Origin of the sequence: Sphingobium sp. TB-6 (assembly GCF_012927365.1) — a bacterium.
GTDB lineage: Bacteria > Pseudomonadota > Alphaproteobacteria > Sphingomonadales > Sphingomonadaceae > Sphingobium.
In genome coordinates, this window is the sequence record NZ_JABBGL010000002.1 from 1 (window position 1) to 25,890 (window position 25,890).

Here is a 25,890-nt window from a genome sequence, read left to right on the forward strand (position 1 = left end):
CGGAGAAAGAGTGGAAAATGCCGCCGCGCGAGTGGAACATGGCGAAGGCGCAATTTGCCGTTCTCTTCGGCGAACGCTTCATCAGGGCCATGACGGCCTGATGGTCAACCGCCTCGCCGCACACGAAATTCCTGACAGCCCCACTTTCGCGGATCGGCGACTGGACGATCGCCCCGGCAGATCACAACATTCCAGATTCATCTTGATGCGCTGAAATGGCACGCCATCGCACCACCATCCTAACATAGCGCGCACTCGTGCGATTTATATTGCAACGGCCGCTTCTGTCGACTGCAGACATCCGCAGGGTCGCCGAAAAACGATGTATCTTGGTCGGAACCGGACATAATGGCTCGAAGGATTGGGGGGTCGCGGCCTCTTACCGCCACCACCTGGCGAGTCCCAGACCTGCGAGATAGGCTCCGGCGTCCTGACCATTTACCGAGACACGCGCGAGAGTGCGGATTTCAGAAATCAGCCTCGAAGACGTAAACGGCAGTTCTGTCGGCGTTTTAATCGCCTACATCGGCCAACCAAGCTGGCATGTCCCGCTTGGCATGAAGCACGCGCCAGACATCCACATGGGTCTCCAATTCAAGGTAGAAAGCAAGCCAAGGAAATCCTTTCAGCCCTATGGTCCTCAACCCGGGTAAGTTCAGCTCATGAGACCATCGCGGAGATCCTGCCGCCGGCATTTCCCCCATAAAGATATAGGCCTGTTCAAGCGCATCAATGAAACTGAAAGCCACATCCGCGCCAGCTTCGGCCGCGTAATGCTCGACCGCAAGGTCGACATCCGCCCGCGCTTTGGCGCGCGGTATGACCGGTTTTCCAGTCACGACCTCGTGCGTTGCGTCACACGGTCACGAAGGCCTTGGAAATATCCGGCGTCGGCTGGCGCTGTGGCTGCAGAACTGGCGCCGTCCAGGAGCATTTCGCGAAGGCGCTGAATGTCCTGATCCTTGCGGATTAATTCCCGCACATACTCGCTGCTCGTGCCGTAACCACGCACGTTAACCTGCTGATCCACAAACGCCTTGAGCGCATCCGGAAGCGAGATGTTCATCGTCGACATGGACTGTGATATAACGGGTTTGGCAAAATTTGGCAAGATGTCACGGGGGGCAAATCGCCGTACACGGCACCGTTCCGATATCCTCCGATCGGCCAATTCTGGCCATCGGAGAACTATCATGGGACATTCGGACCTCGACCCCGCCATACACGATCGGCGCCCTTGGAATGCAGGGCAGAATATAGGGCCGAAGCGCCCACTCAAGCCGAGAGATATCTGGGCAAGGCCCACGTCCTGCTCTGCATGCTGGCCTATTATGTCGAGCACCACATGCTCGAAAAGCTCGCCCCCATGCTCTACCGCGAAACCGACCCCGTGGCCGCCCAGGCTCTGTGCCAGGACGTCGTCACAAAGGCCCAGCGATTCCCGGCCGCCAAGCAGAAGGAAGCCACCCACAAGACCACCAGCGGCCTCCCCGTCCACAGCTTCCAGGGCCTCATGGCGCATCTCGCAACCTACTGTCGACTGACCGCCACCACACCGCTCAACGACAAGTATCAGTTCACCCTCTACACGAAACCCACACCGCCTAGCCGGGACCGGCCGACGCCATCGCTGCCCAAGCGATGTCCACTGGCGATCCGTCAGGGCGCGCGTCAGTGATCGTTGCCCGGCAGGGAGTGCGCCGTTGTGGCGCGAGAAGAAAGGAGTGTTCTACCGGACGAAACTTACTGGCACAGTTTCTACCCGACCGACTTACCGGTGCCGGTGATGAACCGGCTGAGATTCCGAAAGGGAAACGGGACCATAGCATGTCGGTGAAAGGATCGAAGCCTGACTCCGCAGTCGGGCGGCTGACCTCCGGGTAAGGTGCGCATGGTGAAGACTGGATTGTCTGAATCCCAGGTTCCAGCGGTTAATAGGTAAGCGATGGCGAACGCGGATGACACGCCATTTCGTGCAGGGCGAGGAGCACGGCCCAGTGAATCGCCGCCAGTCTGCACGGCGCAGCCCCGGTCAGGGGATCAAGGAAACGAACGGGACACCTAAATGCATCGCGACTCCTCCTCGTGCAACTACGGGATCGCCTAAACAGGCCAGCGTATCGGACCTGCATGGCGACGGAGCCGTCATAGTACTCAAATGCCCGGTGTAATGACCGGGACAGCCACCGCGAGGTGGACGGACCGGCGGTATAAGCGGCGAGTGATCGCCCGTGAAATCCGCCCAGTGCGGGGGAAGGACGGCAGTTCTGCGTAACTCGACCAATCGATGGAAAGGAACTGCTGATGCAGACCGCTATTATCCTGAGAAGGCTCGAAACTCTTCCGGCCCTGTCGCGGGCGGGAAAGCGGGTCAATGGTCTTCACCGTCTGTTGAGATCGTCGCATCTCTACGAACGGGCCTATGTCAAAGTGTCCCGGAACCGGGGTGCCGCGACACCGGGCGTTGACGGGCAAAGCTTCGACGGCATGACGCTAGAGAGGTTAGCCAATCTCGCCCGGCAGGTGGCCGATGGCACTTACCGCCCCCGACCGGTCAGACGGGTCTATATCCCCAAGGGCAATGGCAAAATGCGCCCATTGGGCATGTGGATCGGCGCCGATGCGTAACCCTGCCCTTGCGCAGCACAACTATCTGAAATAACGTGCGAAATTGAGATAGTGCTGGGGTTCGAACCGGCGCCGATCGGGACCCCGGCGCCGTAGCATTTTTAGTTCACTTTCAGCGGCTTGGCCGAAATCTAAGCGGGTTCCGTCTCCAGGCCGATCCACAGTTGAGCCGCGACCAGTTGCTGGACATCACCCAGGGGCGAGAGGCCAATGCCTTCGACCGGGCGATCGACAACCAGATCAGCCGTCTGCGCAAGAAGATCGAGCCGGACCCCAGAAATCCCACCTTGATCAAGACGGTCTGGGGCGGCGGCTATACTTTGTCCGCGGATGTGCGCAGGCTGTGAAGCGGCTGCGTCTTTGGCCGCAAAGCCTTGTCGGCCAGATCATCATCCTGGTCGCGCTGGCGCTGTTCGTGGCGCAGGCGATCAATTTTGCCCTGCTGCTGCGCGAACGCCAGCGGATCGAGTTGACGTCCCAGACCGCGCCGGGCGTCTATCGGATCGTCGACGCGCTCGACAACCGGCCGGACCGGCGCGGCGATGACACCGACCGGCGGGGCCGCGTGCGTTTCCTTGCCGCCGCGCCGGTGTTGCAGGGACAACCCCGCCCCGATGTCGAACGTCGTGCCAAGGCGATGTTCGACGATATCGGCCTTGCGGTCCGTTCCATTCATGCGGTCGAACAGAGCCAGGCGCTGCCGCCGCGGCGCTGGGACAATTTCCGTCGGCGGGCGGCCGGGGGAAGGCCCGGCAATATGCGCATGGCGCGCCTCGCCATGGCGGTGGAATATGAGCCCGGCAAATGGGCGCTGACGCAGGCGCGCATCGGGGACCGGCCGCCGCGCTTTGGCGGATGGCTGGTGGGGCAGACGCTGATCCTGTACGGGATCGTGCTGCTGCCGCTGCTGTGGGTGGGGCGCAGATTGGCGCGGCCATTGAAACAGTTGACTGGGTCGGCGGAGCAATTCGCCCGCACCGGATCGGCGGACCCGGTCGAGGAACGCGGTCCCGGCGATGTCCGACAACTCACCATGGCCTTCAATGCCATGCGCAGCCGCATCTTCGCGATGCTGAACGAGAAGGACCGGATGCTGGGCGCGATCGGCCATGATCTGCGCACGCCGCTGGCATCGCTGCGGGTGCGGGCCGAATCGGTCGAGGACGAGGGCGAGCGCGCCCGCATGTCCGAGACGATCGAGGAAATGAACCGGATGCTGGAGGATATCCTCTCGCTGGCCCGCGCGGGCCGCAGCAGCGAGGCCCGGCAGAAGGTCGACCTGTCGGCGCTGGCCGATGCGGTGGTCGAGGATTTTCTGGAATTGGGTTCGCCGGTCGATCTGGCCGATAGCGACCGCGCAGTCGCCAATGTGCGCCCGCAGCAGATTCGCCGGGCGCTGCGCAATCTCATTGAAAACGCCATCGTCTATGGCGAGCGGGCGCATGTCTCGGTGGAGCGGGGCGAGGATGTGATCCGCATGATCGTGGCGGATGACGGCCCCGGCATATCCGAGGATCGGATGGAGGAGATGATGGAGCCGTTCACCCGGCTCGAAGGCTCGCGCAATCGGGAAACCGGGGGGGCTGGGCTGGGTCTGGCGCTGGTGCGGGCGATCATGGCGGAGCATGGCGGAGCGTTGAAACTGGCCAACCGGGCGCAGGGAGGGTTGGAGGCGAGTTTGGTTTTGCCGGCTTGAAATGGCCATTTTCCGCCGAAGTTCACAGTGTATGCGCGCGCGTGCCTGGGCGCGCGTAGGCGTGAGGGCGTGATGTGTCGGACGTTTCAAAGAAGGGATGTGGGATAGGCCGGTCGGCGCGGAATAGGACAGGCTTAATTGTGCGTTGATGGAGTAATAGGATGTTTTTGTGAGGAGCCTGTGGCCATTGGGTTACGGGTGAGTTGAGGCTTGGCTTGGGCCATAAGGGGAGGGGCTGAAATCGACCACTAGCGGACGTTAGACGATCGAGCTTGTGCCGCACATAGCGGACGCTATTCCTTTAACTCGCAAAATAAATATTTTTTGAGCATGGGTGCGGCTTTATTCGTCCATCGATAAGCGCTCGCAGCGGATTGCTGCGATACTTCCTCTAAATAGCCCAACGCCGATATTTGCCGCAGAAGTGCGTTGACCTCATTGTCCCTCTCGTCGTTGCCAGTTTGCAACCGAAATTCGCCATGTTGAGATAGGCTCAAATAATTAAACCGATAAGCCAGTTGCATTACCAGAAAACCTAAAACTTCTTCGAAATCCAAACCCCTTGTGAAGTCGGCGTCGGCCACTTCATCAAGTTTATCGAATAGAAATTCGAGCCGGTGAGCGTGATTATGCCCCTCGCTCATCAATCCTCTGCCTCGAAGGTAATCAAACACCGCTTCATCATGAGACATGGGTGAGATATAGTTCAATGCCCCGTCGTGCCAAAAAACGGGATTGGACTTGGCATTGTCGAGATCGACGCCCCAAACGAGGGTGACGCGCAGCAAACTCCGATATATGGCTTTCTGAAATTGTTGCTGTTGATCCGATATCACAGGTTCAATAATCCCTCTGACGCATGACTGCTATGGACGTTTTTGTATCGAATTGCAGTCAGTCGCAAAGCCACCCAAATCAGCCAATTCGCCTCAATGCTTGCCAGGCTTGTTCGAGGTGCCCTTCGCGGTTGGGTTGAGCAACTGCGCCCCGGCAGGCAGACTCGTTCCGCCCATGTCCAGCTTCTGCGCTTCACTGCGGGCGATGGTCATCGGATTGTCGCGTTCCTTGATCGCCGCCTTGGTTTCCGCGTCAACCTGCTCATCCGAATCGCTGTCCCCCGCACCCCGGCTCCACCCCAGGATGATCGACATGCGCCGGTTGCGCGGATCGTAGACATCGCCCTTCGCGAAAGGCTCGCGGTCGGCCACGCCCTCGATCCGGGCGAAGCGGTCATTGCCGATGCCGCTTGCAGCCAGCGCCTTGCGGGTCGCTTCGGCGCGGGCGGATGACAGCATCCAATTGTTCATCGTCTGGCCCGAGCTATAGGGCAGCCCGTCCGTATGCCCGCGCACGATCAGCGGATTGGGCATGGTCTGGATTGTCTTCGCCACCTCGTCCACCAGTTCGCGGGCCTGCGGCAGCAGCCGGTCGGTCCCCATGGCGAACATCGCGAAATCGGCCTCGTCGATCAGGTCGATGCGCAGCCCTTCGCGCGTTTCGGTGAAGCGGACATTCTTGCGCAGCTTGTTGATGCCCTGGCGGCGGGCCATGCGCGCCTCCAGTTCCTTCTTGATCGATTCGAACTTGGCGCGGTCGGCCGCCTTGGTGGCCTTGCCGCCCTGATCCTTCGTGCCCGACGCGTCGCGCGGCATGGTGATGGCCAGATTGCCCTGACCGCCGGTGGTCGGGTAATTTTCCTTGCCCATCATGCTGTCGCCGCCGAACATGCCGTTGGAGCCGGCCGAATTTTCCTTCATTTGCACCAGCGTCGGCGTGAAATAGTCCGCCAGCCCCTTGCGCTGCTTTTCCGTGGTCGCGCCCAGCAGCCACATCAGCAGGAAGAAGGCCATCATCGCCGTCACGAAGTCGGCATAGGCCACTTTCCACGCGCCGCCATGATGGCCGCCATGGCCCTCGACGATGATCTTCTTGACGATGATCGGCCGGGGTTCGGGCTCGTTCGCCCCGCGCTTCTTCTCCGCCATGGCTTATTTGCCCCGCATGCCGTCGAACACTTCGGCAAAGGCCGGCTGGTTCGCATGGGTCAGGCTGGAGCGCGCCGCCTCGATCACCAGCGGCTGCGGATGACCGTGCAGCGAGGCGACGATGATCTGCTTGACGACATGGTACATCGACCCGTCCGCCTCGATCACGGCGCGGCAGCGATTGGCGAAGGGATTGACCATGCCATAGGCGAGCAACACGCCCAGGAAAGTGCCGACCAGCGCCGAACCGATCATGCCGCCCAATATGGCCGGGGGCTGGTCGATCGAACCCATGGTCTTCACCACGCCCAGCACTGCCGCGACGATGCCCAGCGCGGGAAGCGCGTCGGCCAGTCCCTGAAGATTGTCGGCGGGCTTCAGCGACTCATGATGATGGGTCTTGAGCGCATTATCCATGACCTCCTCGACCGCATGGGGATCGAGCGTGCCGGAGGAGACGACCACCAGCCGCAGCGTGTCGCTGATCAGGTGGATCAGCGTCTTGTCGCCCATCAGGCGGGGATATTCGGAGAAGATGACCGAGCTGCTCGGGTCCTCGATATGCGGCTCCAGCGCCACCGGCCCTTCAACCCGCAGCGTCTTCATCAGCTTGGAGACGAGGAAGATGCAGTCGAGAAAATCCTGCTTTTTGTATTTCGGCCCTTTGAACACCTTGCCCAGTCCGCCGCCCAGCGCCTTCAGGTCCGCCCCCGAATTGCCGATGATGAGCGCCCCGACGGCCGCGCCGCCGATGATGATCATTTCATGGGGAAGCGCATGCAGAACCGGGCCGATGTCGCCGCCTGTAAAGATGAAGCCGCCGAACACCATGGCGAGCAGCACGACCAGGCCGATGATTGCGAACATGATTATCCCCGAAATTCTGCCCGAAGGCGCCGTCTTGATCGAAGCATCGCATGAAAGACGCTCTCGATTGGTTAATACGGCTTGGTTATCTGATGGTTTAGGGCGCCAGTCGAAAAATCCGTGGCGGTATTGCCGACAGGAAATAAAAACATTTCAGTATGTTATAGGGGGATGGCGTCATATAAGCGCGGCGTGCTCCCGCGAGAGCAGGAGCACGGAGCCAAGTCAGCCCGACAGCTTATTGCTTATTTGATCAGATCGAACAGCGTCTGCTGGTTGATCCGCGCAAAGGCGGATTGCGCTGCATTCAACTGGAGCAGTTTGGCCGATACCGAGGAAATGACCTCGGTCAGATCGGTCGATTCCAGATCGGCGCGCCGTTCCTTGAGATCGATGTCGATATCGGTGAGGCGCGTGCCGATCACGTCCAGCCGGTCGCTGCGCACGCCCTGCTTGGTCTGTTCCAAGATGACGTGATTCTGCCCCGCCTTTATGGCGTCCAGCGCGGCGATGACATCGGTGTCGGTGCCGCTTTGCAAGGCTGTGATGCTCTGGCCCAATATGTCGTCCAGCGTCATCGGCGTGCCGTTCACGTCGATCCCTTCGGACACTTCCTGCCGGGTGCCGACCACCGCGAGATTAAGGCCGCGGCTCACCGGAACGAGCACGCTCTGCCCGTCGTCGAAGGTTGGGACGCCGTTATAATCCTTTTGGTTGAGCAGCGAATCGACCGTCGTGCGGATCGTCTTCATTTCCTCGATGATCGCGGTCTTGCTGGCGTCGTTCAGCGATCCGTTGCGCGCTGCCGTCACCAGTTCCTGCGCGCGGGTCAGCAGCGTGTTCATCTCACCGAGATTGGATTCGGCATTGGCGGCGCGTGTCGTGCCGGTGCTGACATTGGACTGCCAGGCGGCCTGTTGCGCCTGCGCCCGGCCGATGTCCGACACCTGCACCCAGGCGAGCGCATTGTCCGATGGCTTGGTGAGCGTCTTGCCGGTCGAAATAGCGGTCTGGCCGTCGACAATGCCCTGGGAGAGCTGCTGCTGACGGCGGATTTCGGCCAGAAGGGTCTTGTTGGTGATGCCTACCATGGTTCGGTTCCTTGCCCTTCAGATGATCTGCAGGATCGCGTCGACGGTTTCCTTCGCGACCTGAAGGATCTTCGCGCTGCCCGAATAAGCCTGCTGGATGCGCAACAAATCGGCCGCCTCCATGTCGAGGTCGACGCCGCTCACCGCTTCGCGCGCGGACACGGCCTGATCGCTGCGGCTCTGCGCCGTGGTCTGCTCGGCCTTGGTGGAGGAGAGGAGGTTGGCATGGGTCGCGATCAGCGCGGTCCAGCCCTGTTCGACGCTGCCATTGCCGCGCAGAGACGCCGAAACGGTCAGCAGATTGCCGTTCGGCGTGCCGTCCGACGATTTGGCGGCAAGCTGGGCCGGGTCGCTGATCAGCGCGGTGACGCTGGCGGCGGTGGTTCCGGACAGCAGCGCCGCGCCGGCGGCGCCTGCATCGGTGCGTCCCTGGGCATGCCACGCGTTCATGTCGGTGACGAACTGCTGCGCCAGCGTGTCGAGGCTGGCGTGCCGATCGGCCACGGTAACGGCGACGGAAAAAAGTCCGCCCAGCGCGCCGCTGGTCGGCACGGCGAGCGCGGTGCCGCCGCTCGTCGCCAGCGCCAGCGTGCCGTTGCTATTGACGGTAAGGGCCAGAGGTGTGGCGCTGCTGCCCTGCACCAGCGTCTGGCCGTTCAGCGTGACCTGCGCCTGATCATGCGCGCCGAAGCTGACGTCGATATTGAGATTGGACGACAATGTGCCCAGCGCCGCGTCGCGCCCGTCGAGCAGTTGCGCATAGGCCGAAGTGCCCGGCGCCGCGCGCAGCAGGCTGTTGTTGATGTCGGCCAGCGCCGAGAGCGCCTGGTTGATCGTCGTCACGGACGCCTGCGCTTCGGTCGCGATGCCGCTCGACACCTGGGTCAGATCCGCCGCCGTCTGCTGGAACGCTTGCGCGACGCGGCTGATGCTGTCCAGCGTCGTCACGCGCAGGGAGTTGTCGTTCGGGCGGGCGGCCAGCTTGTCCATATTCTGGAACATGCCGGTCATGAGCTGGCCGACGCCGGTTTCCGTGTCGTTGAGCGCCGTTTCCGAATCGGTCAGCCAGCGCATCCGCGCCACCGCGCTGCCGAGCTGCATATTGGTATAGCGTACCGTCGCATCCAGATAGGGATCGGTGGCGCGGTTGACGCTCTTGACATCAGTGCCGCCGAAATTGCCGCGGGAAATATAGACGGCCATGGTCGCGGTGGAGGAACCGGACTCGATCGTCGTAACCGACCGGCGCGAATAGCCTTCCGTGCTGGCGTTGGCGATATTCTCCGCCACCGCCGCCATTGCGGTGCGATAGGCCTTTGTGCCGGACGCGCCGATGATGAAGAGGTCGCTCATTCAACCTTGCCTTCAGCCTGGCCCGCAGCGGCGGGGCTGGATGCGCCCAGCTTCGCGCCGAACTGGTGCATCAGCATTTCAGCGATGCCGAGCGTGCCCCGGCTCGCCATGCTGTCTGCGGTGCGGGCGTCGGCCATGTCGCGGAACTGATCGGTGGCGCTGGAATCGCTGATGCCTTCGGCCAGGCTGGCAGAGCGCATCGCGCCCATCATCTGGCGCAGGAAGATCGCCTCGAACTGCTGCGCGGCTTTTTCCAGCGACGCCTTGCTCTGGGTTCCGCCGGCCTGAGCCGCCGCCGTCGAAGTCGAGTGTATCTGCATCACAACACCACCAGTTCAGCCTTCAACGCGCCCGCCTGTTTCAAGGCTTCGAGGATCGCGACCATGTCCGCGGGGGAGGCGCCGATGGCGTTCACCGCTTTGACTATATCGGCCAAAGAGGCTCCACCTTTAAAATTAATCATCGGTCTCTTTTCCTGATCGATCGAAATCGAACTGGATTGCTCCACTGCCGTCTGTCCCTGAGAGAAGGGCGCGGGCTGGACGACGCGGGGCGATTCATTGACGCTGACCGTGATTTTCCCGTGCGCGATGGCGGCGGGATGGATCTTCACCGCGCCGTTGATGACGACCGTGCCGGTGCGGGCGTTGACGATCACCTTGGCGGGCGCATCGGCGGGCGAGACCTCGATATTCTCGATCAGGCCCATCATCATGACGCGGTCGGTGGCACCCGGCGCGGCGTCGATGGAGACCGAAACGGCGTCCGTGGCCTTGGCGCGGTGATCTCCGAAGGTGCGGTTGATGCCGTCCGCCACCCGGAGGGCGGTGGTGAGGTCGGCTTCCGAAAGGTTGAAGGTGAGGGTAGGCGCGGTGTCGAAGCCGGTGGCTACGGCGCGTTCGACGGTCGCTCCGCCCGGAATGCGCCCGGCGGAGGGAATGTTGACCGACACCTGGCTGCCGTCCGCTCCGGACACGCCGAGGCCGCCGACGGCGAGGTTGCCCTGCGCCATGCCGTAAATTTCGTTATCCGCGCCGCGCAGCGGGGTCATGATCAGCGTGCCGCCGCGCAGCGACTTGGCCTTGCCGAGCGCCGAGACGGTGACGTCCAGCCGCTGGCCGGGCTTGGCGAAGGCGGGCAGGTCCGCCGTCACTAGGACCGCCGCCGCGTTCTTGAGCGCCGGATTGATCCCCTGCGGCAGCGTCAGGCCGAAACGCGAGACCACGCCCTTCATGCCCTGCGTCGCATAGTCCAGGCTGTCGTCGCCGGTGCCCGCGAGGCCGACGACGATGCCGTACCCGGTGAGCTGGTTGGGACGCACGCCCTGGAAGGTGCCGAGATCCTTGATCCGCTCGGCATGGGCGGGAGCCGCCAGCAGCGCCATCAGGGGCAGGAGGAAGCGAAACAGGCGGGTCATGGCTTGCATGTCCATCAGAAGGGGCTGATCATGGAGAAGAAGCGCTGCAACCAGCCCTGACGGCTGGCGCGGGCGATCTCACCCTTGCCGGTGTAGATGATCTTGGCGTCGGCCACGCGGGTCGAGGCGATGCGGTTGTCCGGGCCGATATCGGCCTGACGGACGAGGCCGCTGATCTGGATATATTCGTCGCCGCGATTGAGCGTCAGCGCCTTCTCGCCCTTCACCAGCATCGTGCCGTTGGGATAGGTCGCCGCGATCGTCACGGTGATCTCGCCATTCAGCGCATTGGACTGGGTGGCGGCGCCCTTGCCGGTGAAGGCATTGCTGCCGCTGGAGCCGATGTCGCTGGCGGAAAAGAGCTTCGACAACGGGCCGGTGCTGGGCGGCGTCAGCGCAATGCTGCCGTCGCGTTTGGTGTCGGCGCTGTTGCTCTTGGTCGCCTGCGTCCTTTCGACCAGGACGATGGTGATGATGTCGCCGACGCTGGTCGCCCGCGCCCCGCTGGTGAGTGGGGTGTAGCCCATCGACGCCTGGAAGATCGAACCGTTGGCCGCAGGCGCGGCAGGAGCGGCAACGACCGTGGGGGCATAAAATTGCCGCTCGGCATCGCGCTTCTTGCCGGCCATGGCCGGGGAGGCGGCAAGAGTGACCATCGACAGGGCGAGCAGGGAGGCCAAAGCGAGGCGCATCGTCATCCTCACAATTGCTGGTTGACGTACTGGAGCATCTCGTCGGTCGCCTTGATCATCTTGGAATTGACCTCATAGGCGCGCTGGGTTTCGATCATGTCGACCAGCTCCTCCACGACATTGACGTTCGAGGTTTCGAGATAGCCCGAGCGGACAACGCCCCGGCCATCCAGCCCCGCGACGCCGACCTGCGGCGTGCCGCTGGCGGCGCTTTCCTTGAGCAGATTGCCGCCGACAGCGGTCAGGCCCGCCGGATTCATGAAGCTCGCCAGTTCGATCTGGCCGAGCTGGGTCGGTTCGGTCTGCCCCTGAAGCGTGGCGGAGACGGTGCCGTCATTGCCGATGGTGACGCTCGCGCCTTGCGGCACGGTGATCTGCGGGATCAGCGGCAGGCCGTCGCTGGTGACGACCGTGCCTTCGGCCGTGGTCGTGAAATTGCCCGCGCGGGTGTAGGCGATGGAGCCGTCGGGCTGCTGCACCTGGAAATAGCCCGAACCCTCGATCGCCATGTCCAGCGTATTGCCGGTCTGGTTCAGCGTGCCCTGCTCGTTGATCTTGCTGGTGCCCTGCAACGAGACGCCCGAGCCGAGGTTGAGGCCGGTGGCGAACTTGTTCTGGCTGTCGCTGTTGGCGCCCGCCGCCACGATCTGCTGATAGGCCAGCGTTTCGAAATCGGCGCGGTCGCGCTTGAAGCCGGTGGTGTTGACGTTCGCCAGGTTGTTGGCGATCACACGCATCTTCGTGTTTTGCGCGTCAAGGCCGGTGCGGGCGACATGAAGGGCTGCGTTGGTCATCGTCTATCTCCGTGAGGCAGGCTCATGCGGACTTCAAAGCAAAGATCGTGCCAAAATTAACCATTAACTGTCGAGGCGCATCAGCGATGCGCCGCCGTCGTCGAGCTGCTTGGCGGTGTCGATCATCTTGACCTGGGTTTCCCAGGCGCGGCTGGCCTCGATCATCTGCACCAGCGCGGACGTCGCGTTCACGTTCGATCCTTCCAGCGAACCGCCGGTCACGCTGGCGAGCGGATCGTCGGGCAGCGCGCCGCCATTCACTTCGCGGAACAGCCCGTCCGTGCCCTTGGCGATGCCGGAGCCGACCGGGCTGACCAGTTTCAGCTTGTCGACCTGCTGCGGATTGGCGGGGTCGCCGCCCTGCGGCACGCCCCAGATGCTGCCGTCCTTGGCGATGGAGACGCTGTCCATCTGCGGCAGGGTGATGGGGCCGCCTTCGCCCAGCACGGGCAGGCCGTCGCCGGTCGTGAGCAGGCCGCTGTCGGTGACCTTCAGGTCGCCGCGGCGCGTATAGGCTTCGCCGCCGTCCGGACCCTGAACGGCAAGCATTGCATCGCCGTTCAGGGCCACGTCCAGCGGATTGCCCGTTTCCGTGACCGCGCCTTGCGCCATGTCGGCGGCGATCACCTGTTCGGACGCTTGCGCCCGCGTGTTGAGGCTGTCGCCCTTGATCCAGCGCGTCTCGGCATTGGCGATTTCGGCGCGAAAGCCGGTCGTGTTGACGTTCGCCAGATTGTTGGAGATCGCCGCCTGCCGCGCCATCGCGCCGCGCATCGCGGTGAGTGCCGTGTTGACGAGCCGGTCCATGGGTGAGTCCTGTTCTTGCGGGTGCCGGAAACAATCCTGTCATCCCCGCCTACGCGGGAATGACGAAGGAGTTTAGGTGCGCATGTTCACGATGGTGGTCGACAGCGTGTTGGCCGCTTCGATCGCCTTCGAGTTCGCCTGGAAGTTGCGCTGGGCCGAGATCAGGCTGACCAGCTCTTCCGTGATATCGACGTTGGAGCGTTCCAGCGCGCCCGAGCGGACGGAACCATAAAGCCCGCTATTGCCCATGCCGAGCATTGGCGTGCCGCTGGCGTTGGTGGCGGTCCAGTGCGCGTCGCCCTGCTGGCGCAGGCCTTCCTGACTGTTGAACGCGGCCATGGCGGTTGCGCCCAGATAGACGGTGGTGCCGTCCGCATAGACGCCGGTGATCTTGCCTTCTTCCGACACGCCGACGCTGGAAAGCTGGTTGCCGGTGCCGCCGTCGGGCCAGTTGGTCGGAACCTTGAGGTCGGTGAGCGACGCGGTGGTCACCGTGCCCGTCACCGTCGAAACGCCGGTGACCGGATCGAGCGGGATCACCTGGAGCCGGGCGCCGGTGGTGTCGACGGCATAGCGGCTCTCATCGACCGAGAAGGCGCCGTTGCGGGTATAGCTGACCTGATTGTCGGCGGTGCGCTTGACCGTGAAGAAGCCTTCGCCGGTGATGGCGAGGTCCAGCGTCTTGTCGGTGGTTTCGATTGTGCCCTGGGTGAATTGCTGGTTCACGCCCTGCACGCGGACGCCCTGGCCCGACACCTGCGTCGTGGTCTGCATCGGCGCGGACGAGAAGATGTCACCGAACACGGCCTTGCTCTTCTTGAACGCGGTCGAATTCACGTTGGCGACATTGTTGGAGATGGTCGAGAGGTCGGACTGGGCCGCCTTGAGACCGGAAAGCGAGATGTAGAAGGACATGGCGTTGCTCCTTGGGTGAAAAGGATCTTGGGGTTGAAAAGGATTCGAGTGAAGTTAGGCGAGGGAAATGGCGTCGGACGGGCTGTAGGTGCCCAATGGGGTAATGAGCTTGGACGAACTGCCGTCGGCGGGTGACTGGACGGCGGCGATGGTAGTCCAGCTCGCGACGCGGCTGGGCGTGGCGCCGTTGACCTTGATCTTCAGCGCATCGGTGGCGACGGTGTTGCCTGCGTCATCCTTGCCGTCCCAAAAGAAATTGACGTTGCCCGCAGGCTGATTGCCAAGGTCGATGGTCTTGAGGACGTTGCCGTTGCCGTCGACCAGATCGACGCTCGCGCCGCTGGTGGCGTCGGCAAAGCTCAGCTGGCCCATATATTGGCCGGCGGCGTCGGGCGCGGCGATATTGCTCTGGACCAGCATCGACTTGCCGATCCAGCTCGCCGCATCGCCCAGCCGGGTGCCGCTCAGTTCGGACGCCAGGCCTTTCAACGTCTGATTCATTTCCGCGATGCCGCTGCTATTGGTGATGGTCGCCATCTGCGAGACCATCTGGGCGTTATCCATTGGTTCGAACGGATCCTGCGTCTGCATCTGCGCGGTCAGCAGGCGCAGGAAATCCGCCTGGCCCATTTCCGACTTGCCGGTGCCGACATTGGCATAGGGGTTATAGACCGAAAGCCCCGCGCTGTCGGTTGCGGTGGTGGTCGTCATTTGCCGATCCTTATGGTTTCGAGCATCAGGGATTTGGCGGTGTTGAGCACCTGCACATTGTTCTGGTACATGCGGGCGGTCTCGATCATGTCGACCAGCTCCGCGCTGCTATCCACGGCCGCTTCCCAGACATCGCCATTCTTATCGGCCAGCGGATGGTTGGGATCGTGGCGCTTGGTGGGCTGCGCATTGGTTGTGACGACATTCTGGACCTTGACGGTCGAGACGCCGGGGCTGTCGGTGACCGACTGGAACACCGGCTTGATCGCGCGATAGGCCTCCGCTGCGCTGCCGGTGACATTGCCGGCATTGGCCATGTTGGATGCGGTCGCGTTCAGGCGCACGAGCTGCGCGCTCATGGCGCGGCCGGCGATGTCGAAGACGTTCAAGGGGCCAGAACCCGAAGATCCGTAACCGCTCATGCTCATTCTCCCTTCAAGGCGCGCGTGATGGTGTTGATGCGGCCCTCAAGGAAGGAGAGGGTCGTGCGATATTTGACGGCGTTTTCCGCAAACAGCGTCTGTTCGGTGCTGAGTTCGACGGTGTTGCCGTCAAGGCTGGATTGCAGCGGCACGCGATAGCCCATCGAGTCATCGACAGCTTGCGACACGTCGGCGGCCGACTTGCTCTGCTGCGTGGTGGCTTCCTTCAGCGCGGACTCGAAATCGATGTCGCGCGCCTTGTAACCGGGCGTCGAGGCGTTCGCGATGTTGGACGCGAGCAGGGAGAGCCGCTGCGAGCGAAGCGCCAGCGCCTTTCCATGTATCCCGAACAATCCGTCTTCCAGCGACATTTTCGTCTTTCCGTTTTTTCGACCCTGAAGGCCTAAAACTTGCCGATCCTCCGCCGTTCTAAGGCCTGATGGCGTGAACTGCGGCTGATCCAGCCTGATATTCGCAAAAGCCGTGCCAATTTGCGTGGGTGACGCATCGGCAAGGCAGAAATGGCGGAAATCCGGGGGTTCGCATGGGCATGGCGGCAAGGGCGGCAGAAATTTGCCGGTCGGTGGCAGGGCTTTGCCGCCTGACCGGAGGATGAGTTGGGGACGGTGATATGATCGGTATCTTGGCGCATTTGTTCGATCCCCTGACCTTGCTGGCGATGATGGCCGGCATCGGGATCGTTGCGCTGTTCCAGAATGGCGGGCGGGCGCTGGGCCGCGCCTTCGCGGCGTTGGCGCCTTTGCTGAGCGCCGATCCGGCCAAGGATCGCGACGCCGCGCGGGCGGCGCTGCTCAAGATCGATCAGGTGGCGCAACTGCGTGGCCTGGCCTGCACGGACCGGGTGAAGACTGCCAATCCTTTCCTGACCCAGGCTGCGCGCAAGCTCGCCAATTGCGAGAAGACCGATCAGTTCGAACTGTGGGCGGCGCAGACCCTGGCCGACCGTGCGCAGCGGCATGCAAGCGCCCGCAACGTCTGGCTTTCGATTGCCGATGCCGCGCCCGCTTTGGGCATGGCGGGGACGATCATCGGGTTGGTCGGCATGTTCGCGGGGATGGACGATCCCGCCAGGCTGGGGCCGTCCATGGCGCTGGCCCTGCTCACCACTTTCTATGGCGTCGTGATCGCCAATATCATGGCCGCGCCCATCGCTGCGCGGCTGGCTGACCTGTCGGAACGTGAACTGGCCTGGCAGAAGGAAGTGGCGGACCGCATGGCGGCGATTGCGCGCCGGGAAAATGTGCCGCTGCGCCGCGCCTCGATCCGTGAGGTCGCATGAGCATCCTGACATCCTCCGGCGCCCGGCGCAGCCGCTGGGCGCTCAGCTTTGCCGATCTGCTGCTGCTGCTGCTCGGCTTTTTCGTAATGTTGCAGGCCAGCGGGCAGCGCCGGGACGCGATGCTGGCGCAGGTGCGTCAGCAATTTGGTGGACGAGCGCTTGCCAAGGCGACGGAAATGCGGGCGGCCGAACTGTTCCTGCCGGGCGAGGCGCTGCTCACGCCAGCGGGAGAGGCGCGTCTGGCGGCCTTGGCGGGACGTTTCGCTTCGGGCCGGACTCGGCTGGAGATCAGCAGCCAGGGGACCGATCCAGGGCGGCAGCGCTTCGATTCGTGGGATTTGGCGGCGGCGCGGCTGGGGGCCGTGGCGCGGGGCTTGAAAGGCCATGGCGTCGGCCGGGACCGGCTGGTCATTCGCGGGTTGGACCAGCTCGACGGTGCTTCGGGCAAGGGGCAGGTCATCCGGGTCATGCCGGGCAGGTAATGCAGCTTGGCACGATATTTGCTTTTCTCAATGGTTGATGCTGTCCGCTTCATCGGAGAGAAACCGTGACGAATTTCCCCAAGATCCTCCTTCTGGCGCTGTCCATATCGGCGTCCGATCCTGCGCTGGCGCAGCAGAAGTTCGAGAATCTGGATCGTATCGACAGCTTGGTTGCGATGACCGTGGGCGCCAATATAGGCGAGCCGGGCGGCCCCATCGCGCCGGTGGACCGGCGGTTGCGGCTGGCCGCCTGCCCCACGACGCCCGGCGTCGAAGGCCCGGTCTTCGGTGCGGCGATCGTCAAATGCGACGCCTTGGGCTGGCGCATCCGCGTGCCTTTGGGCGCGGGTGCGGCGGCGGCGTCTTCCGGGCCGGTTGCGCGCTACGCGCCTGCCGCGCGGGCCATCCCCAAGGAGGCCGTCGTGAAGAAGGGCGATCCTGTCCAACTGATGGCGGGCAATGCGAGTTTCAGCGTCTCGCGCATGATGGTCGCGGACGAGGACGGCGCGGTGGGTCAGACGATCCGCGTGCGCGAGGACAAGAAAGCCGCGCCGATTCTGGCGCAGGTCGTGGAAATGGGAATAGTTCGTGTTCCGGGATTTAATAATTTTTGAACCCGGCCGTATATAGGCTGTGCGGGACGAATGAAGGATTGAAACGATGATCAAGTCTGTCGGCCAGAATATCAGCGCCGCCCTGGAGGCGACCCGCCTGAAGGAAGGCGGCAAGACGACGCGTGCTTCGGCGGCCGGTTCGGCTGTCAGCGCATCTTCGACGGCCAGTTCCGCCAGTCCTGCTGCCCGCATGGCGGCGGAAGGCGCGCCGGTCGACATGGATCGGGTGGCCGCCATCAAGGCTGCGATCGCGTCGGGCAATTATCCGGTCGATCCGGCGGCGATCGCTGATCGCATGATCGCCCTCGACCTGCCGGTCGCGGACTGAACCGTCCCATGCCGCTCGGTCTTGCAGCGCTGGATGCGTTGAACGCGGCTTTCGAAGAGCTGCGGTCGGTGCTGGACGGCACGGACGTTGCGGCGATCGAAGCGGCGACCCGCCGGATTGCCGCAGCCGCCTCCACCGTCCGCGCCATTGGCGTGTGGCGTTCCGATGAGGTGGTGCGGGAACGGCTGAAGGCTTTGCAGCCCCTGATCGAATCGGCGCGGGTTCGCACCAACCTGCTCGCCGATCATGCGAATCAGCGGTTGACCATTCTCGCCGCTCAGGGCGCGGAAACCGCGCCGCTGGTATACGGCCGCTAAAAAAACCGCCATTTTCTGCTTGTTTCCGCAAGGCGCCCACGGGCGCCTTTTTTGCGTCGAACCGAACGCGAAAAGCAAATTATGACCGCGCGTTAACCAAATCTTGGCACGTCACTTGCTCTATTGACCCTCGATACCAATGGGGATTTGAGCAACCAGTGTCGGCTTTCGCAGACATCACCGCAACAGGCGCTTCGGCGGGCAATCGCGTGACCAACGCGATCGCCATGGCCAGCCGCAGGACAGGCGTGGACTTCGCCTATCTGCTGGGGCAGGCGAAGATCGAAAGCAGCCTGAACCCCACCGCCCGCGCCACGACTTCGTCCGCGACAGGGCTGTACCAGTTCGTCGATCAAAGCTGGCTGGCGGTCATCGACCAGCATGGCAGCGAATATGGCCTGGGCTGGGCCGCCGACGCGATCAGCCGGGGCAGCAATGGCCATTATTATGTGTCCGACCCCGATTTGCGTCAGCAGATCCTCGACCTGCGCAAGCATCCGGAAACCGCCTCCGTCATGGCGGCCGAACATGCGGCCGACAACAAGGCCACTCTGGAACAGCGGCTGGGCCGCGAGGCTGAGCCGGTCGATCTCTACATGGCCCATTTCCTGGGCGTTGGCGGGGCGAGCAAATTCCTGGCGATGAACGACCGCGCGCCCGACGCGACGGCAGCGTCGATGTTCCCGGCGGCGGCGCGGGCCAACCGCTCGATCTTCTACGACCGCCAGGGCAATGCCCGCAGCTTTGCCGAAATCCGTGATCGCTTTGCCTCGAAGCTCCAGAAGGGTTTCGATTCGATCGGCACCGGCGATATTCAATATGCCGACAACGCGCTGCCCTCCGGCGCGAAGACGGTCCAGCCCGCCGATTATGTGCGGATCGAAACCCAGCGCCTTGCGACCGCCGCCGACGTCACCGTCCGGCCGGAACCGCAGACCGCGCGCCTCGCCTATCTCATGCTCGCCACCCTCGGAAGGTAACGGCCAAAGATGACTCCTGCCCAAGTCAAAGCGAAGATCTGGACGAGCGCCGCCAAGGGAGCGGTGTTGCCCTTTGCGACGCTGATGGTCGTGCTGTTCATGATGGTGCCGGTGCCTGCGTTCATGCTGGACGTCGGGTTCATCACCAACATCATGATCAGCCTGGCCGTGCTGATGGTCGCGCTGAACGCCGCCAAGCCGCTGGATTTCTCCAGCTTTCCAACGGTGCTGCTGTTCGCGACGCTGCTGCGGCTGGCGCTGAACGTCGCCTCGACCCGCGTGGTGCTGGTGCAGGGGCATGAAGGGTCGGACGCGGCGGGCCATGTCATCGAGGCGTTCGGGCATTTCCTGATCGGCGGCGATTATGTCGTCGGCATCTTCGTCTTCGCCATCCTGATGATCATCAACCTGGTCGTCATCACCAAGGGCGCGGGCCGCGTGTCGGAAGTGTCTGCGCGTTTCACCCTGGATGCCTTGCCCGGCAAGCAGATGGCGATCGACGCCGATTTGAACGCCGGCCTGCTGACGCCGGAAGAAGCCAAGGTCCGCCGCCGCGAAGTCGCGACCGAGGCGGATTTCTACGGTTCCATGGACGGTGCCAGCAAGTTCGTGAAGGGCGATGCGGTTGCGGGCATCCTGATCCTGGCCATCAACATCGTCGGCGGCATCATATTGGGCGTGGTCAGTCATGGCCTGTCGATCGGAGAGGCCGCGCAAACCTATATCGTTCTTGCCATCGGTGACGCGCTGGTCGCGCAGGTTCCGGCGCTGCTGCTCTCCATCGCGGCGGCGGCCATCGTCACCCGCGTCGGCAGCGAACAGGATCTGGGCGGCCAGATCACCAGCCAGTTCGGTTCGGGCAAGGCCTGGATTCCGGTGGCGGCGATCCTGACTTTCCTCGGCATTTTGCCGGGCATGCCGCACATGATCATCCTGTCCGCCGCCGCGATCGCGGGGGGCATCGCCTGGCAGCTCCGCAAGGCCGGTCAGCGCAAGGCGGCCGAACCTGAACCGGTTGCCCCGCCGCCGAACCCCGCGCTGATCGAATGGAACGACGTGTCCGATGGCGCGGTGCTGGGGCTGGAGATCGGCTATGGCCTGATCGGCCTGGTCGACGAGCGCAAGGGCGCGCCGCTGATGGCCCGCATCACCGGCATTCGTCGCCAGCTTTCGAAGGAACTGGGCTTCGTCGTGCCGATGGTCCGCGTGAAGGACAATCTGGCGCTGGAGCCGAACCAGTATCGCATCACCATCGCCGGCGTCGTCGTGGGCGAGGACGAGATCTTCCCCGACGATCTGCTGGCGCTCGACAGTGGCGCGCTGGAGAGCACAGTGTCCGGCCGCGAGGCCAAAGACCCGACCTTCGGCCTCGACGCTGTCTGGATTTCGCCTGCCAAGCGCAGCGAGGCCGTGGTCGCGGGCTATACCGTGGTCGATCCGCCGACGGTGGTCGCCACCCATCTCAACCAGCTCATCGCGATGAACGCCAGCGAGATGTTCGGCCTGGACGAAGCGCGCAAGCTGCTCGACAACCTCAAGGAAGCCGCGCCGCAACTGGTCGATGGCCTCACGCCGGGGCTGCTGAACCTGACGCAGATTTCCGCGCTTTGCCGCGCTCTGCTGGCCGAAGGGATCGCGCTCAAGGACTTCCGCCGCATTTGCGAGGCGATGGTCGATGCGGCCCGCCCGGATATGAACCTCGACCAGCTTGTCGAAGCGGTGCGTCAGCGCATCGGCTCGCTCATCATCCAGGGGCTGGTGCCGGTGAAGATGCCGCTGCCGGTCATCACGCTGGACGGCGATCTGGAAGCGCTGCTGGCGCAGGCGATGCGCGTCGCGGGCGATGCGCGTCACCCGATCGAGCCCGCGCTCGCCAACCGCATCATCGAGGCGGTGGTGCAGGCCGCCCGCCCGTTGCTGGGACAGGCGCGCAACTTCGCCATCGTCACCTCGCCGCTCGCACGCCGCGCGCTGGCTCGCCTGTTCAAGCCGCATCTGCCGGAGACGCCCGTGCTGTCCTTCCTGGAAATCCCCGATGGCAAGGGCGTGGAGGTCGTCGCCGTGGTCGGCGGCGAGCAGCGGCCTGCGCCACGCCATGATCCTTTGCCCAGAGAGTCCGCCGCCCGAGAGCGCGTCGCCTGAGGAGCCTGACCAATGTATATGAACAGGGTCGTCGCCGGTTCCGATGCCAACACCTATGGCCGCACCGGCAATGCCAATTCTCCCGAACAGCTCGCGCGCCGCTATATGCCGCTCGTGCGCAAGACCGCCTGGCACGTCCATGGCCGCGTATCCAGCGCCATAGAGATTGAGGACTTGCTCCAGATCGGCATGGTCGCGCTGGTCGAGGCGGCCAATGGTTTTGAGGATCGGGGCCTGGGTTTCGCCTCCTACGCGCAGTTGCGCGTGCGCGGGGCGATGATCGACCATCTGCGCCGCCATGCGACGATGACGCGCTCCGCCATGGCCCAGCGCAAGCAGTTGGCGGGCATACGCGGCCGGCTGGAACAGAAGCTGGGCCGTGCGCCGCTGGAAGCGGAAATGTCCGCGGAGATGGGGCTGGATGCCGCCGCCTATCGCGAAGTGGCCGACAGTTGCGAGATGGTGCAGCATAGCAGCATGGATGAGGTCTATTCCGACCAGTCCATGTGGTTCGCGGATGTCGAGGATCGCGCCGACGATGTGATGGAGCGGGAGGCGCTCAAAGGCGCTCTCGCCAAATGCATCGGGGAATTGCCGCAGCGCGAGGCGCTGGTGCTTCAGCTTTATTTCGTCGAGGAACTCAATCTGGAGGAAATCGGCGCGACGCTGGATATCGGCGCGGCGCGTGTCTGCCAGATCAAGAAGGCGGCGCTCGACAAGCTGCGCGAGAAGCTGCGGGACTGGGACTGATCAACTATCGTTCGCCGGGTTCGACAATCCATCGAACGGCGGCTTTGCATTATCGAGCTGCAACTGCCGATAGCGCGTCTTCTGGTAATTCTGCATCCGCCACCAGGGCTCCGCTACCTGGAACAGCCCGCTTTTCGCGACATGGCCGCCCAGATCCTTGCGCGCCGTGAAGGCCGCGAAAAACGGCGCCAGCACCAGTCCCGCCGCCACCGGCATGATCCAGCCGAGCGAGGTGCCGGATTTGACCGCCAGCAGCGTCAGCCCCGCGCCCAGCAGGATATGCCATTTGAACAGCCAGATGGCGGGCAGTATCGCCATGCCGTCACGGTCGCGGGTCTGGCCGTTCCAACTGCTCTTGCGGCCCATCAGGATGCCGAACAGGTTGATGGTCTGGGTCAGCATGCTGACCGGCGCCATCAGGATCGACAGGGCGATGTCCGCGATCACCCCGCGCACCATCCTGACGCCGCCGCCAAAGCCGATGCGCCGCGCCGGATCGGCCAGCGCCCAGAGCAGCGCCAGCAGCTTCGGCCCGAACAGCAGCACGGCGGTCAGCGCCAGCAGACTGCCCGAGGGCAGGATCGCGCTCGGCGGCCACACGCCCGCCGCCGCGCCGCCCAGCACCACCAGCATCAGCGCTAGCCAAAGGGGGGAGGTGCAATAGGCCGAAGCGCCGACGAAAAGCTGGAACTTGCTGACCGGATGCATGCCCCTGATCTTCGTGAGCAGGGGAACATGCTGGATATTGCCCTGGCACCAGCGCCGGTCGCGGGTGGCGAGATCGGGCAGGGAGGGCGGAAATTCCTCGAAACTGTCGTCGGCCATGACGATATGCACGTCCCAGCCACGGCGGCGCAGCAGCGCAGCCTCGACCATGTCATGGCTCATGATATGCCCGCCAAAGGGCGCGCGGCCCGGTAGTTCGGGCAGGCCGCAGCTTTGTGCGAAAGCCTTGGTCCGCAGGATCGCGTTGTGGCCCCAGAACATGCCTTCCGACCCTGCCCACCAGATCATGCCGGCGGCCGAGATCGGCCCGAAGAGGCGGCTGGCAAATTGCTGCCAGCGGGCGAAGAAGGTCGTGGCCCCGACGATCGACGGCACGGTCTGGATCAGGCCGACATGCGGATGCCGCTCCATATCGGATGCCAAACGCGCCATGGTCTGGCCGCTCATCACGCTGTCGGCGTCCAGCACGATCATATAGTCGTAAGCGCCGCCGAAGCGTTCCACCCATTCCGCGATATTGCCGGGCTTGCGGCCGATATTAAGAGCGCGGCGGCGGTAGTGGACCGGGCGGGAGAAGCCCTTGCGCATTTTCATATAGGCGGCGCGTTCGATCTCGCCATTTTCGGGGTTGGAATCGCTGAGGATGAAGAATTCGAAGCGCTCGCCGCCCATCACCTGCGCCAGCGAGCGCTCCATGATCGACAGGCGGCCCAGTACGCCCTGAAAATCCTCGTTGCAGACGGGCAGCAGCACGGCTGTCTGCCCGCGCAGAGGTGGAGCGGTACGCGTGCGATAGGGCCGCACGCCTTGCCCTTTGCCCATGGTCAGCAGCAGAAAGCCGATCAGGCTGGTCGCGAAGCCGAAGGCGATCCAGGCGAAAAGAGGGATGAACAGGGCCAGATAAACCCCCTCCCACGCCGAAATGCCATCGAGGCCAATCGACCGCCGCATCTCATGCGCCGCCATGGATGCGGGCAGCAGCGCCAGCAGCACGACCAATGTCCGTCGCGCCCAGAGATCGATGTTGAAGGAGCGATGCGGCAGGTCGCGTGGAGTCGCGGAAAAATCCTGCGCGGGCATGGCCAGCGGTCGTTCCACGGGAAGATGCTCGAACGCCCGTACAGGCGCCGATCCCATGGTCTTATCCGTGTGCCTGCCGCCTGTTGCTTTCATGTCCGACCCATTTTCCGGTTCACCGCCTTATGCAAACCGGCCCAAACCCGCCGGGTTCCACAACAAGCCCTGCCGTCAGGCGCCGAGCGGGTAATGCACATATTCGCTGAACGGGCGATTGCCAGTGCGAAGTTGGGCGCGAATATCGGTCGACTTGCCCCGGTCCCGACGAATATCCAGGACCATCCGGAACATGTCCTTTTGATGCAGCACGGGATAACCCGCCTTTTTGACCAGCGTTCCTCCTGCCAGGTCGACCCATATGTCCGGGCGAGTCTGGGCCGGAACCCCGGCAAAGTCGACAAGAAAGCGTTCGACCCCGGTCTCGCCCGATTGCCCGGTCCAGATATTCTCGACCGTGGCAAGGCCGCTCGAACCGGGCGTTCGCGCCGCTGACCAGTCGAGCCGGTAGCTCGCCTCGATCCGGCTGCCTGCGCGGATGGAGGCGGCGGGCGTCCAATAGGCCGCGACATTGTCGGTATATTCGCTGTCGGTCGGGAAGGCGTAGAGTCGCACCTGCCCGGCGCCCAGCGGCTTGCGGCTGGTCGCCCAGAGCGACGGGCGCCGTTCGTAAAAGACGCCGTCATCCTGATAATGGTCGAAATCGCGGTCGCGCTGGAGCAGGCCAAACCCCTTGGGATTGCGCTCGGCAAAGACATCGACGCGTGGCGCGGAGGGATTGACCAACGGGCGGCAATGGGCGGTGCCGTCGGCGCTGGCGATGGACAGCATGTCGCTGTCATGGATTTCCGGGCGCCAGTCGGTGCGCTTGGCGCGGTCGGCCTGATCGTACCAGAACATGCTGGTCATCGGCATCAGTCCCAGTTCGGCTATGGGCTTGCGCGCGAACAGCACGGCATCGACATCCTGCCGCACGCCCTGCGGCGTCAACTCGTTGGCGAAGCGGAAGGCGCCGGTCAGCGAGGCGCTGTCCATCAGCGCATAGACGGTGACGCTGCTCCGCCCGGTCCGTTCCAGCCAGAAATGAGTGAAACGGGGAAATTCTTCCTTGCCCGAAATGCTGGTGTTGATCGCGACGGCGCGGGCCGACAGGCCGAACTGCTTTTCGGCGGGCGCCCGGAAATAGGTGGCGCCCAGGAAGGACAGCCAGTCGCCGTCCCGCGCCGCGTTCATGATGCGGAAACCCGAAAAGCCGGCATCGGGGCCAAGATTGCGCACCGCATTGCCGGGCGGGGCGTCGAACATGTCGGGATCGTAGCGGAGCGGCGTTGCCCGCCCTCTTTCGACCAGCGCGATCTCAACCGGCTGCTGCACCGTGCTGCTCAGAGGGAAAAGGCGAAGGCCGGTGTCGCCGCCCAGGTCGTTCCAGATCGTCCGTTCATCGCGGAAGCGCGCCTGGTTAAAGGCGTCATAGCCGATCTTGTCCGCGCCAGGGAAAAAGGGCGTCACGGCAAAGGGCGCGCGCGTCAGCCGCTGCGCCCGGCCGATCACCATGTCCCAGGAAAAAGCGCCGCCGCGGGGTTGAGCGAAAAGGGCGCGGGGAAGCAGCAGCGCCGCGCCGGAGGCGGCGATCATGGCGCGCCGCCCCATCCCGGTCGAAGAAATCTTGGTCATGGCGATCATCATGGGTGCGACAACTGCCAATGCAAGTGTTTCGATCCCGCATTGACTGGAAAATGGCCGATCGACAAATACGATGAAGCCTCCGCCCGGGGGGACGGAGGCTTCGTTAAGCTGGT

The 25,890-nt window shown here is 63.6% G+C and carries 29 protein-coding genes and 1 pseudogene; 12 read left to right on the forward strand and 18 right to left on the reverse strand.

All coding sequences use genetic code 11. The features are described 5' to 3' along the window. Positions 1 to 512: 512 nt before the first annotated feature. Entirely contained in the window at positions 513 to 839 is a 327-nt protein-coding gene (locus HHL26_RS02950; RefSeq protein ID WP_066553445.1) for a type II toxin-antitoxin system RelE/ParE family toxin, read from the reverse strand. Continuing rightward, positions 836 to 1,075: a type II toxin-antitoxin system ParD family antitoxin gene (locus HHL26_RS02955; RefSeq protein WP_066553442.1), complete on the reverse strand. Its 240-nt coding sequence runs from the start codon at positions 1,073 to 1,075 to the stop codon at positions 836 to 838. The genes HHL26_RS02950 and HHL26_RS02955 overlap by 4 nt, the downstream gene beginning before the upstream one ends. Before the next feature lie 162 nt (positions 1,076 to 1,237). Between HHL26_RS02955 and HHL26_RS02960 the strand changes: the two genes are divergently transcribed. The 4 genes and pseudogenes from HHL26_RS02960 to HHL26_RS02975 all read left to right on the forward strand — a co-directional run bounded on the left by HHL26_RS02960 (position 1,238) and on the right by HHL26_RS02975 (position 4,324). Next, complete coding sequence (locus HHL26_RS02960) at positions 1,238 to 1,678, forward strand: hypothetical protein (protein ID WP_066553439.1); 441 nt, start codon at positions 1,238 to 1,240, stop codon at positions 1,676 to 1,678. 626 nt (positions 1,679 to 2,304) lie between these two features. Next, on the forward strand, positions 2,305 to 2,628 hold the full coding sequence (locus tag HHL26_RS02965; RefSeq protein WP_240962318.1) for a hypothetical protein: 324 nt from the start codon (positions 2,305 to 2,307) through the stop codon (positions 2,626 to 2,628). 164 nt (positions 2,629 to 2,792) lie between these two features. Beyond that, positions 2,793 to 2,975, forward strand: a pseudogene (locus HHL26_RS02970) (winged helix-turn-helix domain-containing protein); the annotation flags it as partial. Next, a complete protein-coding gene (locus HHL26_RS02975) occupies positions 2,972 to 4,324 on the forward strand; it encodes an ATP-binding protein (RefSeq protein ID WP_066554611.1) in 1,353 nt (450 codons plus the stop codon). The pseudogene HHL26_RS02970 and the gene HHL26_RS02975, both read left to right, overlap by 4 nt. Before the next feature lie 293 nt (positions 4,325 to 4,617). On the opposite strand, the gene HHL26_RS02980 is transcribed toward HHL26_RS02975, so the two are convergent. The 14 genes from HHL26_RS02980 to flgB form a co-directional block, all read right to left on the reverse strand. Next, positions 4,618 to 5,112 carry a hypothetical protein gene (locus tag HHL26_RS02980; protein WP_066554613.1) on the reverse strand — a complete coding sequence of 165 codons (495 nt, stop codon included), beginning with the start codon at positions 5,110 to 5,112 and terminating at the stop codon, positions 4,618 to 4,620. A gap of 141 nt (positions 5,113 to 5,253) precedes the next feature. Continuing rightward, positions 5,254 to 6,309 carry a flagellar motor protein MotB gene (locus HHL26_RS02985; RefSeq protein ID WP_066554617.1) on the reverse strand — a complete coding sequence of 352 codons (1,056 nt, stop codon included), beginning with the start codon at positions 6,307 to 6,309 and terminating at the stop codon, positions 5,254 to 5,256. A 3-nt stretch (positions 6,310 to 6,312) separates the two neighbouring features. Further along, positions 6,313 to 7,176 carry a flagellar motor stator protein MotA gene (gene motA, locus HHL26_RS02990; protein WP_066554621.1) on the reverse strand — a complete coding sequence of 288 codons (864 nt, stop codon included), beginning with the start codon at positions 7,174 to 7,176 and terminating at the stop codon, positions 6,313 to 6,315. Between the two features lie 245 nt (positions 7,177 to 7,421). After that, positions 7,422 to 8,267, reverse strand: coding sequence for a flagellin (locus HHL26_RS02995; RefSeq protein WP_066554627.1), 846 nt, complete (start codon positions 8,265 to 8,267; stop codon positions 7,422 to 7,424). A gap of 18 nt (positions 8,268 to 8,285) precedes the next feature. Beyond that, a complete protein-coding gene (flgK, locus tag HHL26_RS03000) occupies positions 8,286 to 9,620 on the reverse strand; it encodes a flagellar hook-associated protein FlgK (RefSeq protein ID WP_066554629.1) in 1,335 nt (444 codons plus the stop codon). Then, positions 9,617 to 9,940, reverse strand: a complete 324-nt coding sequence (locus tag HHL26_RS03005) for a rod-binding protein (protein WP_066554631.1) — start codon at positions 9,938 to 9,940, stop codon at positions 9,617 to 9,619. The genes flgK and HHL26_RS03005 overlap by 4 nt, the downstream gene beginning before the upstream one ends. Then, positions 9,940 to 11,037 (reverse strand): flagellar basal body P-ring protein FlgI, encoded by a 1,098-nt coding sequence (locus HHL26_RS03010; protein WP_176392355.1) that lies wholly within the window; start codon positions 11,035 to 11,037, stop codon positions 9,940 to 9,942. Before HHL26_RS03010 ends, HHL26_RS03005 begins: the two co-directional genes overlap by 1 nt. A gap of 14 nt (positions 11,038 to 11,051) precedes the next feature. Next, positions 11,052 to 11,729 carry a flagellar basal body L-ring protein FlgH gene (locus tag HHL26_RS03015; RefSeq protein ID WP_066561389.1) on the reverse strand — a complete coding sequence of 226 codons (678 nt, stop codon included), beginning with the start codon at positions 11,727 to 11,729 and terminating at the stop codon, positions 11,052 to 11,054. Positions 11,730 to 11,737: 8 nt separating this feature from the next. After that, positions 11,738 to 12,523, reverse strand: a complete 786-nt coding sequence (flgG, locus tag HHL26_RS03020; protein ID WP_066554635.1) for a flagellar basal-body rod protein FlgG — start codon at positions 12,521 to 12,523, stop codon at positions 11,738 to 11,740. Positions 12,524 to 12,586: 63 nt separating this feature from the next. Continuing rightward, positions 12,587 to 13,330: a flagellar basal body rod protein FlgF gene (locus tag HHL26_RS03025; RefSeq protein WP_066554641.1), complete on the reverse strand. Its 744-nt coding sequence runs from the start codon at positions 13,328 to 13,330 to the stop codon at positions 12,587 to 12,589. A gap of 72 nt (positions 13,331 to 13,402) precedes the next feature. Then, on the reverse strand, positions 13,403 to 14,245 hold the full coding sequence (locus tag HHL26_RS03030) for a flagellar hook-basal body complex protein (protein WP_066554644.1): 843 nt from the start codon (positions 14,243 to 14,245) through the stop codon (positions 13,403 to 13,405). 54 nt (positions 14,246 to 14,299) lie between these two features. Beyond that, entirely contained in the window at positions 14,300 to 14,956 is a 657-nt protein-coding gene (locus HHL26_RS03035) for a flagellar hook capping FlgD N-terminal domain-containing protein (protein WP_066554647.1), read from the reverse strand. Continuing rightward, positions 14,953 to 15,384, reverse strand: a complete 432-nt coding sequence (gene flgC, locus HHL26_RS03040) for a flagellar basal body rod protein FlgC (protein ID WP_066554654.1) — start codon at positions 15,382 to 15,384, stop codon at positions 14,953 to 14,955. The genes HHL26_RS03035 and flgC overlap by 4 nt, the downstream gene beginning before the upstream one ends. Next, the gene (gene flgB, locus HHL26_RS03045; protein ID WP_066554657.1) at positions 15,381 to 15,749 is read right to left on the reverse strand and encodes a flagellar basal body rod protein FlgB; all 369 of its coding nucleotides are present in this window, start codon (positions 15,747 to 15,749) and stop codon (positions 15,381 to 15,383) included. Before flgB ends, flgC begins: the two co-directional genes overlap by 4 nt. A gap of 260 nt (positions 15,750 to 16,009) precedes the next feature. Between flgB and HHL26_RS03050 the strand changes: the two genes are divergently transcribed. The 8 genes from HHL26_RS03050 (at position 16,010) to HHL26_RS03085 (ending at position 22,291) form a co-directional block, all read left to right on the forward strand. Next, complete coding sequence (locus tag HHL26_RS03050) at positions 16,010 to 16,678, forward strand: MotA/TolQ/ExbB proton channel family protein (RefSeq protein WP_066554659.1); 669 nt, start codon at positions 16,010 to 16,012, stop codon at positions 16,676 to 16,678. Further along, the gene (locus HHL26_RS03055; protein WP_066554661.1) at positions 16,675 to 17,160 is read left to right on the forward strand and encodes a flagellar motor protein MotB; all 486 of its coding nucleotides are present in this window, start codon (positions 16,675 to 16,677) and stop codon (positions 17,158 to 17,160) included. The genes HHL26_RS03050 and HHL26_RS03055 overlap by 4 nt, the downstream gene beginning before the upstream one ends. Positions 17,161 to 17,225: 65 nt before the next feature. Further along, positions 17,226 to 17,774, forward strand: coding sequence for a flagella basal body P-ring formation protein FlgA (locus HHL26_RS03060; protein WP_066554670.1), 549 nt, complete (start codon positions 17,226 to 17,228; stop codon positions 17,772 to 17,774). A 46-nt stretch (positions 17,775 to 17,820) separates the two neighbouring features. Further along, a complete protein-coding gene (flgM, locus tag HHL26_RS03065) occupies positions 17,821 to 18,102 on the forward strand; it encodes a flagellar biosynthesis anti-sigma factor FlgM (RefSeq protein ID WP_066554672.1) in 282 nt (93 codons plus the stop codon). A gap of 8 nt (positions 18,103 to 18,110) precedes the next feature. Next, positions 18,111 to 18,419, forward strand: coding sequence for a hypothetical protein (locus HHL26_RS03070; RefSeq protein ID WP_066554674.1), 309 nt, complete (start codon positions 18,111 to 18,113; stop codon positions 18,417 to 18,419). A gap of 158 nt (positions 18,420 to 18,577) precedes the next feature. Then, a complete protein-coding gene (locus HHL26_RS03075) occupies positions 18,578 to 19,399 on the forward strand; it encodes a flagellar biosynthesis protein FlgJ (RefSeq protein ID WP_066554676.1) in 822 nt (273 codons plus the stop codon). Positions 19,400 to 19,408: 9 nt separating this feature from the next. Beyond that, entirely contained in the window at positions 19,409 to 21,541 is a 2,133-nt protein-coding gene (gene flhA / locus HHL26_RS03080) for a flagellar biosynthesis protein FlhA (RefSeq protein WP_066554679.1), read from the forward strand. Between the two features lie 12 nt (positions 21,542 to 21,553). After that, entirely contained in the window at positions 21,554 to 22,291 is a 738-nt protein-coding gene (locus tag HHL26_RS03085; protein ID WP_066554682.1) for a FliA/WhiG family RNA polymerase sigma factor, read from the forward strand. On the opposite strand, the gene mdoH is transcribed toward HHL26_RS03085, so the two are convergent. Together mdoH and HHL26_RS03095 are read right to left on the reverse strand one after the other, a co-directional pair. Further along, positions 22,292 to 24,190 carry a glucans biosynthesis glucosyltransferase MdoH gene (mdoH, locus tag HHL26_RS03090; protein ID WP_066554684.1) on the reverse strand — a complete coding sequence of 633 codons (1,899 nt, stop codon included), beginning with the start codon at positions 24,188 to 24,190 and terminating at the stop codon, positions 22,292 to 22,294. A 75-nt stretch (positions 24,191 to 24,265) separates the two neighbouring features. Beyond that, on the reverse strand, positions 24,266 to 25,765 hold the full coding sequence (locus HHL26_RS03095) for a glucan biosynthesis protein (protein ID WP_237229951.1): 1,500 nt from the start codon (positions 25,763 to 25,765) through the stop codon (positions 24,266 to 24,268). Between the last annotated feature and the right edge of the window lie 125 nt (positions 25,766 to 25,890).

Coding starts and splice junctions, on each gene's coding strand:
- HHL26_RS03030 (WP_066554644.1), bottom strand. CDS start 14,245: ATGTCCTTCTACATCTCGCTTTCCGGTCTCAAGGCGGCCCAGTCCGAC.
- HHL26_RS03095 (WP_237229951.1), bottom strand. CDS start 25,765: ATGACCAAGATTTCTTCGACCGGGATGGGGCGGCGCGCCATGATCGCC.
- HHL26_RS03010 (WP_176392355.1), bottom strand. CDS start 11,037: ATGACCCGCCTGTTTCGCTTCCTCCTGCCCCTGATGGCGCTGCTGGCG.
- HHL26_RS03005 (WP_066554631.1), bottom strand. CDS start 9,940: ATGCAGATACACTCGACTTCGACGGCGGCGGCTCAGGCCGGCGGAACC.
- HHL26_RS03015 (WP_066561389.1), bottom strand. CDS start 11,729: ATGCGCCTCGCTTTGGCCTCCCTGCTCGCCCTGTCGATGGTCACTCTT.
- flgG (WP_066554635.1), bottom strand. CDS start 12,523: ATGACCAACGCAGCCCTTCATGTCGCCCGCACCGGCCTTGACGCGCAA.
- flgB (WP_066554657.1), bottom strand. CDS start 15,749: ATGTCGCTGGAAGACGGATTGTTCGGGATACATGGAAAGGCGCTGGCG.
- HHL26_RS03070 (WP_066554674.1), top strand. CDS start 18,111: ATGCCGCTCGGTCTTGCAGCGCTGGATGCGTTGAACGCGGCTTTCGAA.
- HHL26_RS03035 (WP_066554647.1), bottom strand. CDS start 14,956: ATGACGACCACCACCGCAACCGACAGCGCGGGGCTTTCGGTCTATAAC.
- flgM (WP_066554672.1), top strand. CDS start 17,821: ATGATCAAGTCTGTCGGCCAGAATATCAGCGCCGCCCTGGAGGCGACC.
- mdoH (WP_066554684.1), bottom strand. CDS start 24,190: ATGAAAGCAACAGGCGGCAGGCACACGGATAAGACCATGGGATCGGCG.
- HHL26_RS03050 (WP_066554659.1), top strand. CDS start 16,010: ATGATCGGTATCTTGGCGCATTTGTTCGATCCCCTGACCTTGCTGGCG.
- HHL26_RS02955 (WP_066553442.1), bottom strand. CDS start 1,075: ATGTCGACGATGAACATCTCGCTTCCGGATGCGCTCAAGGCGTTTGTG.
- HHL26_RS02995 (WP_066554627.1), bottom strand. CDS start 8,267: ATGGTAGGCATCACCAACAAGACCCTTCTGGCCGAAATCCGCCGTCAG.
- HHL26_RS03055 (WP_066554661.1), top strand. CDS start 16,675: ATGAGCATCCTGACATCCTCCGGCGCCCGGCGCAGCCGCTGGGCGCTC.
- HHL26_RS02965 (WP_240962318.1), top strand. CDS start 2,305: ATGCAGACCGCTATTATCCTGAGAAGGCTCGAAACTCTTCCGGCCCTG.
- HHL26_RS03085 (WP_066554682.1), top strand. CDS start 21,554: ATGTATATGAACAGGGTCGTCGCCGGTTCCGATGCCAACACCTATGGC.
- HHL26_RS03025 (WP_066554641.1), bottom strand. CDS start 13,330: ATGGACCGGCTCGTCAACACGGCACTCACCGCGATGCGCGGCGCGATG.
- flgK (WP_066554629.1), bottom strand. CDS start 9,620: ATGAGCGACCTCTTCATCATCGGCGCGTCCGGCACAAAGGCCTATCGC.
- HHL26_RS02985 (WP_066554617.1), bottom strand. CDS start 6,309: ATGGCGGAGAAGAAGCGCGGGGCGAACGAGCCCGAACCCCGGCCGATC.
- flgC (WP_066554654.1), bottom strand. CDS start 15,384: ATGAGCATGAGCGGTTACGGATCTTCGGGTTCTGGCCCCTTGAACGTC.
- motA (WP_066554621.1), bottom strand. CDS start 7,176: ATGTTCGCAATCATCGGCCTGGTCGTGCTGCTCGCCATGGTGTTCGGC.
- flhA (WP_066554679.1), top strand. CDS start 19,409: ATGACTCCTGCCCAAGTCAAAGCGAAGATCTGGACGAGCGCCGCCAAG.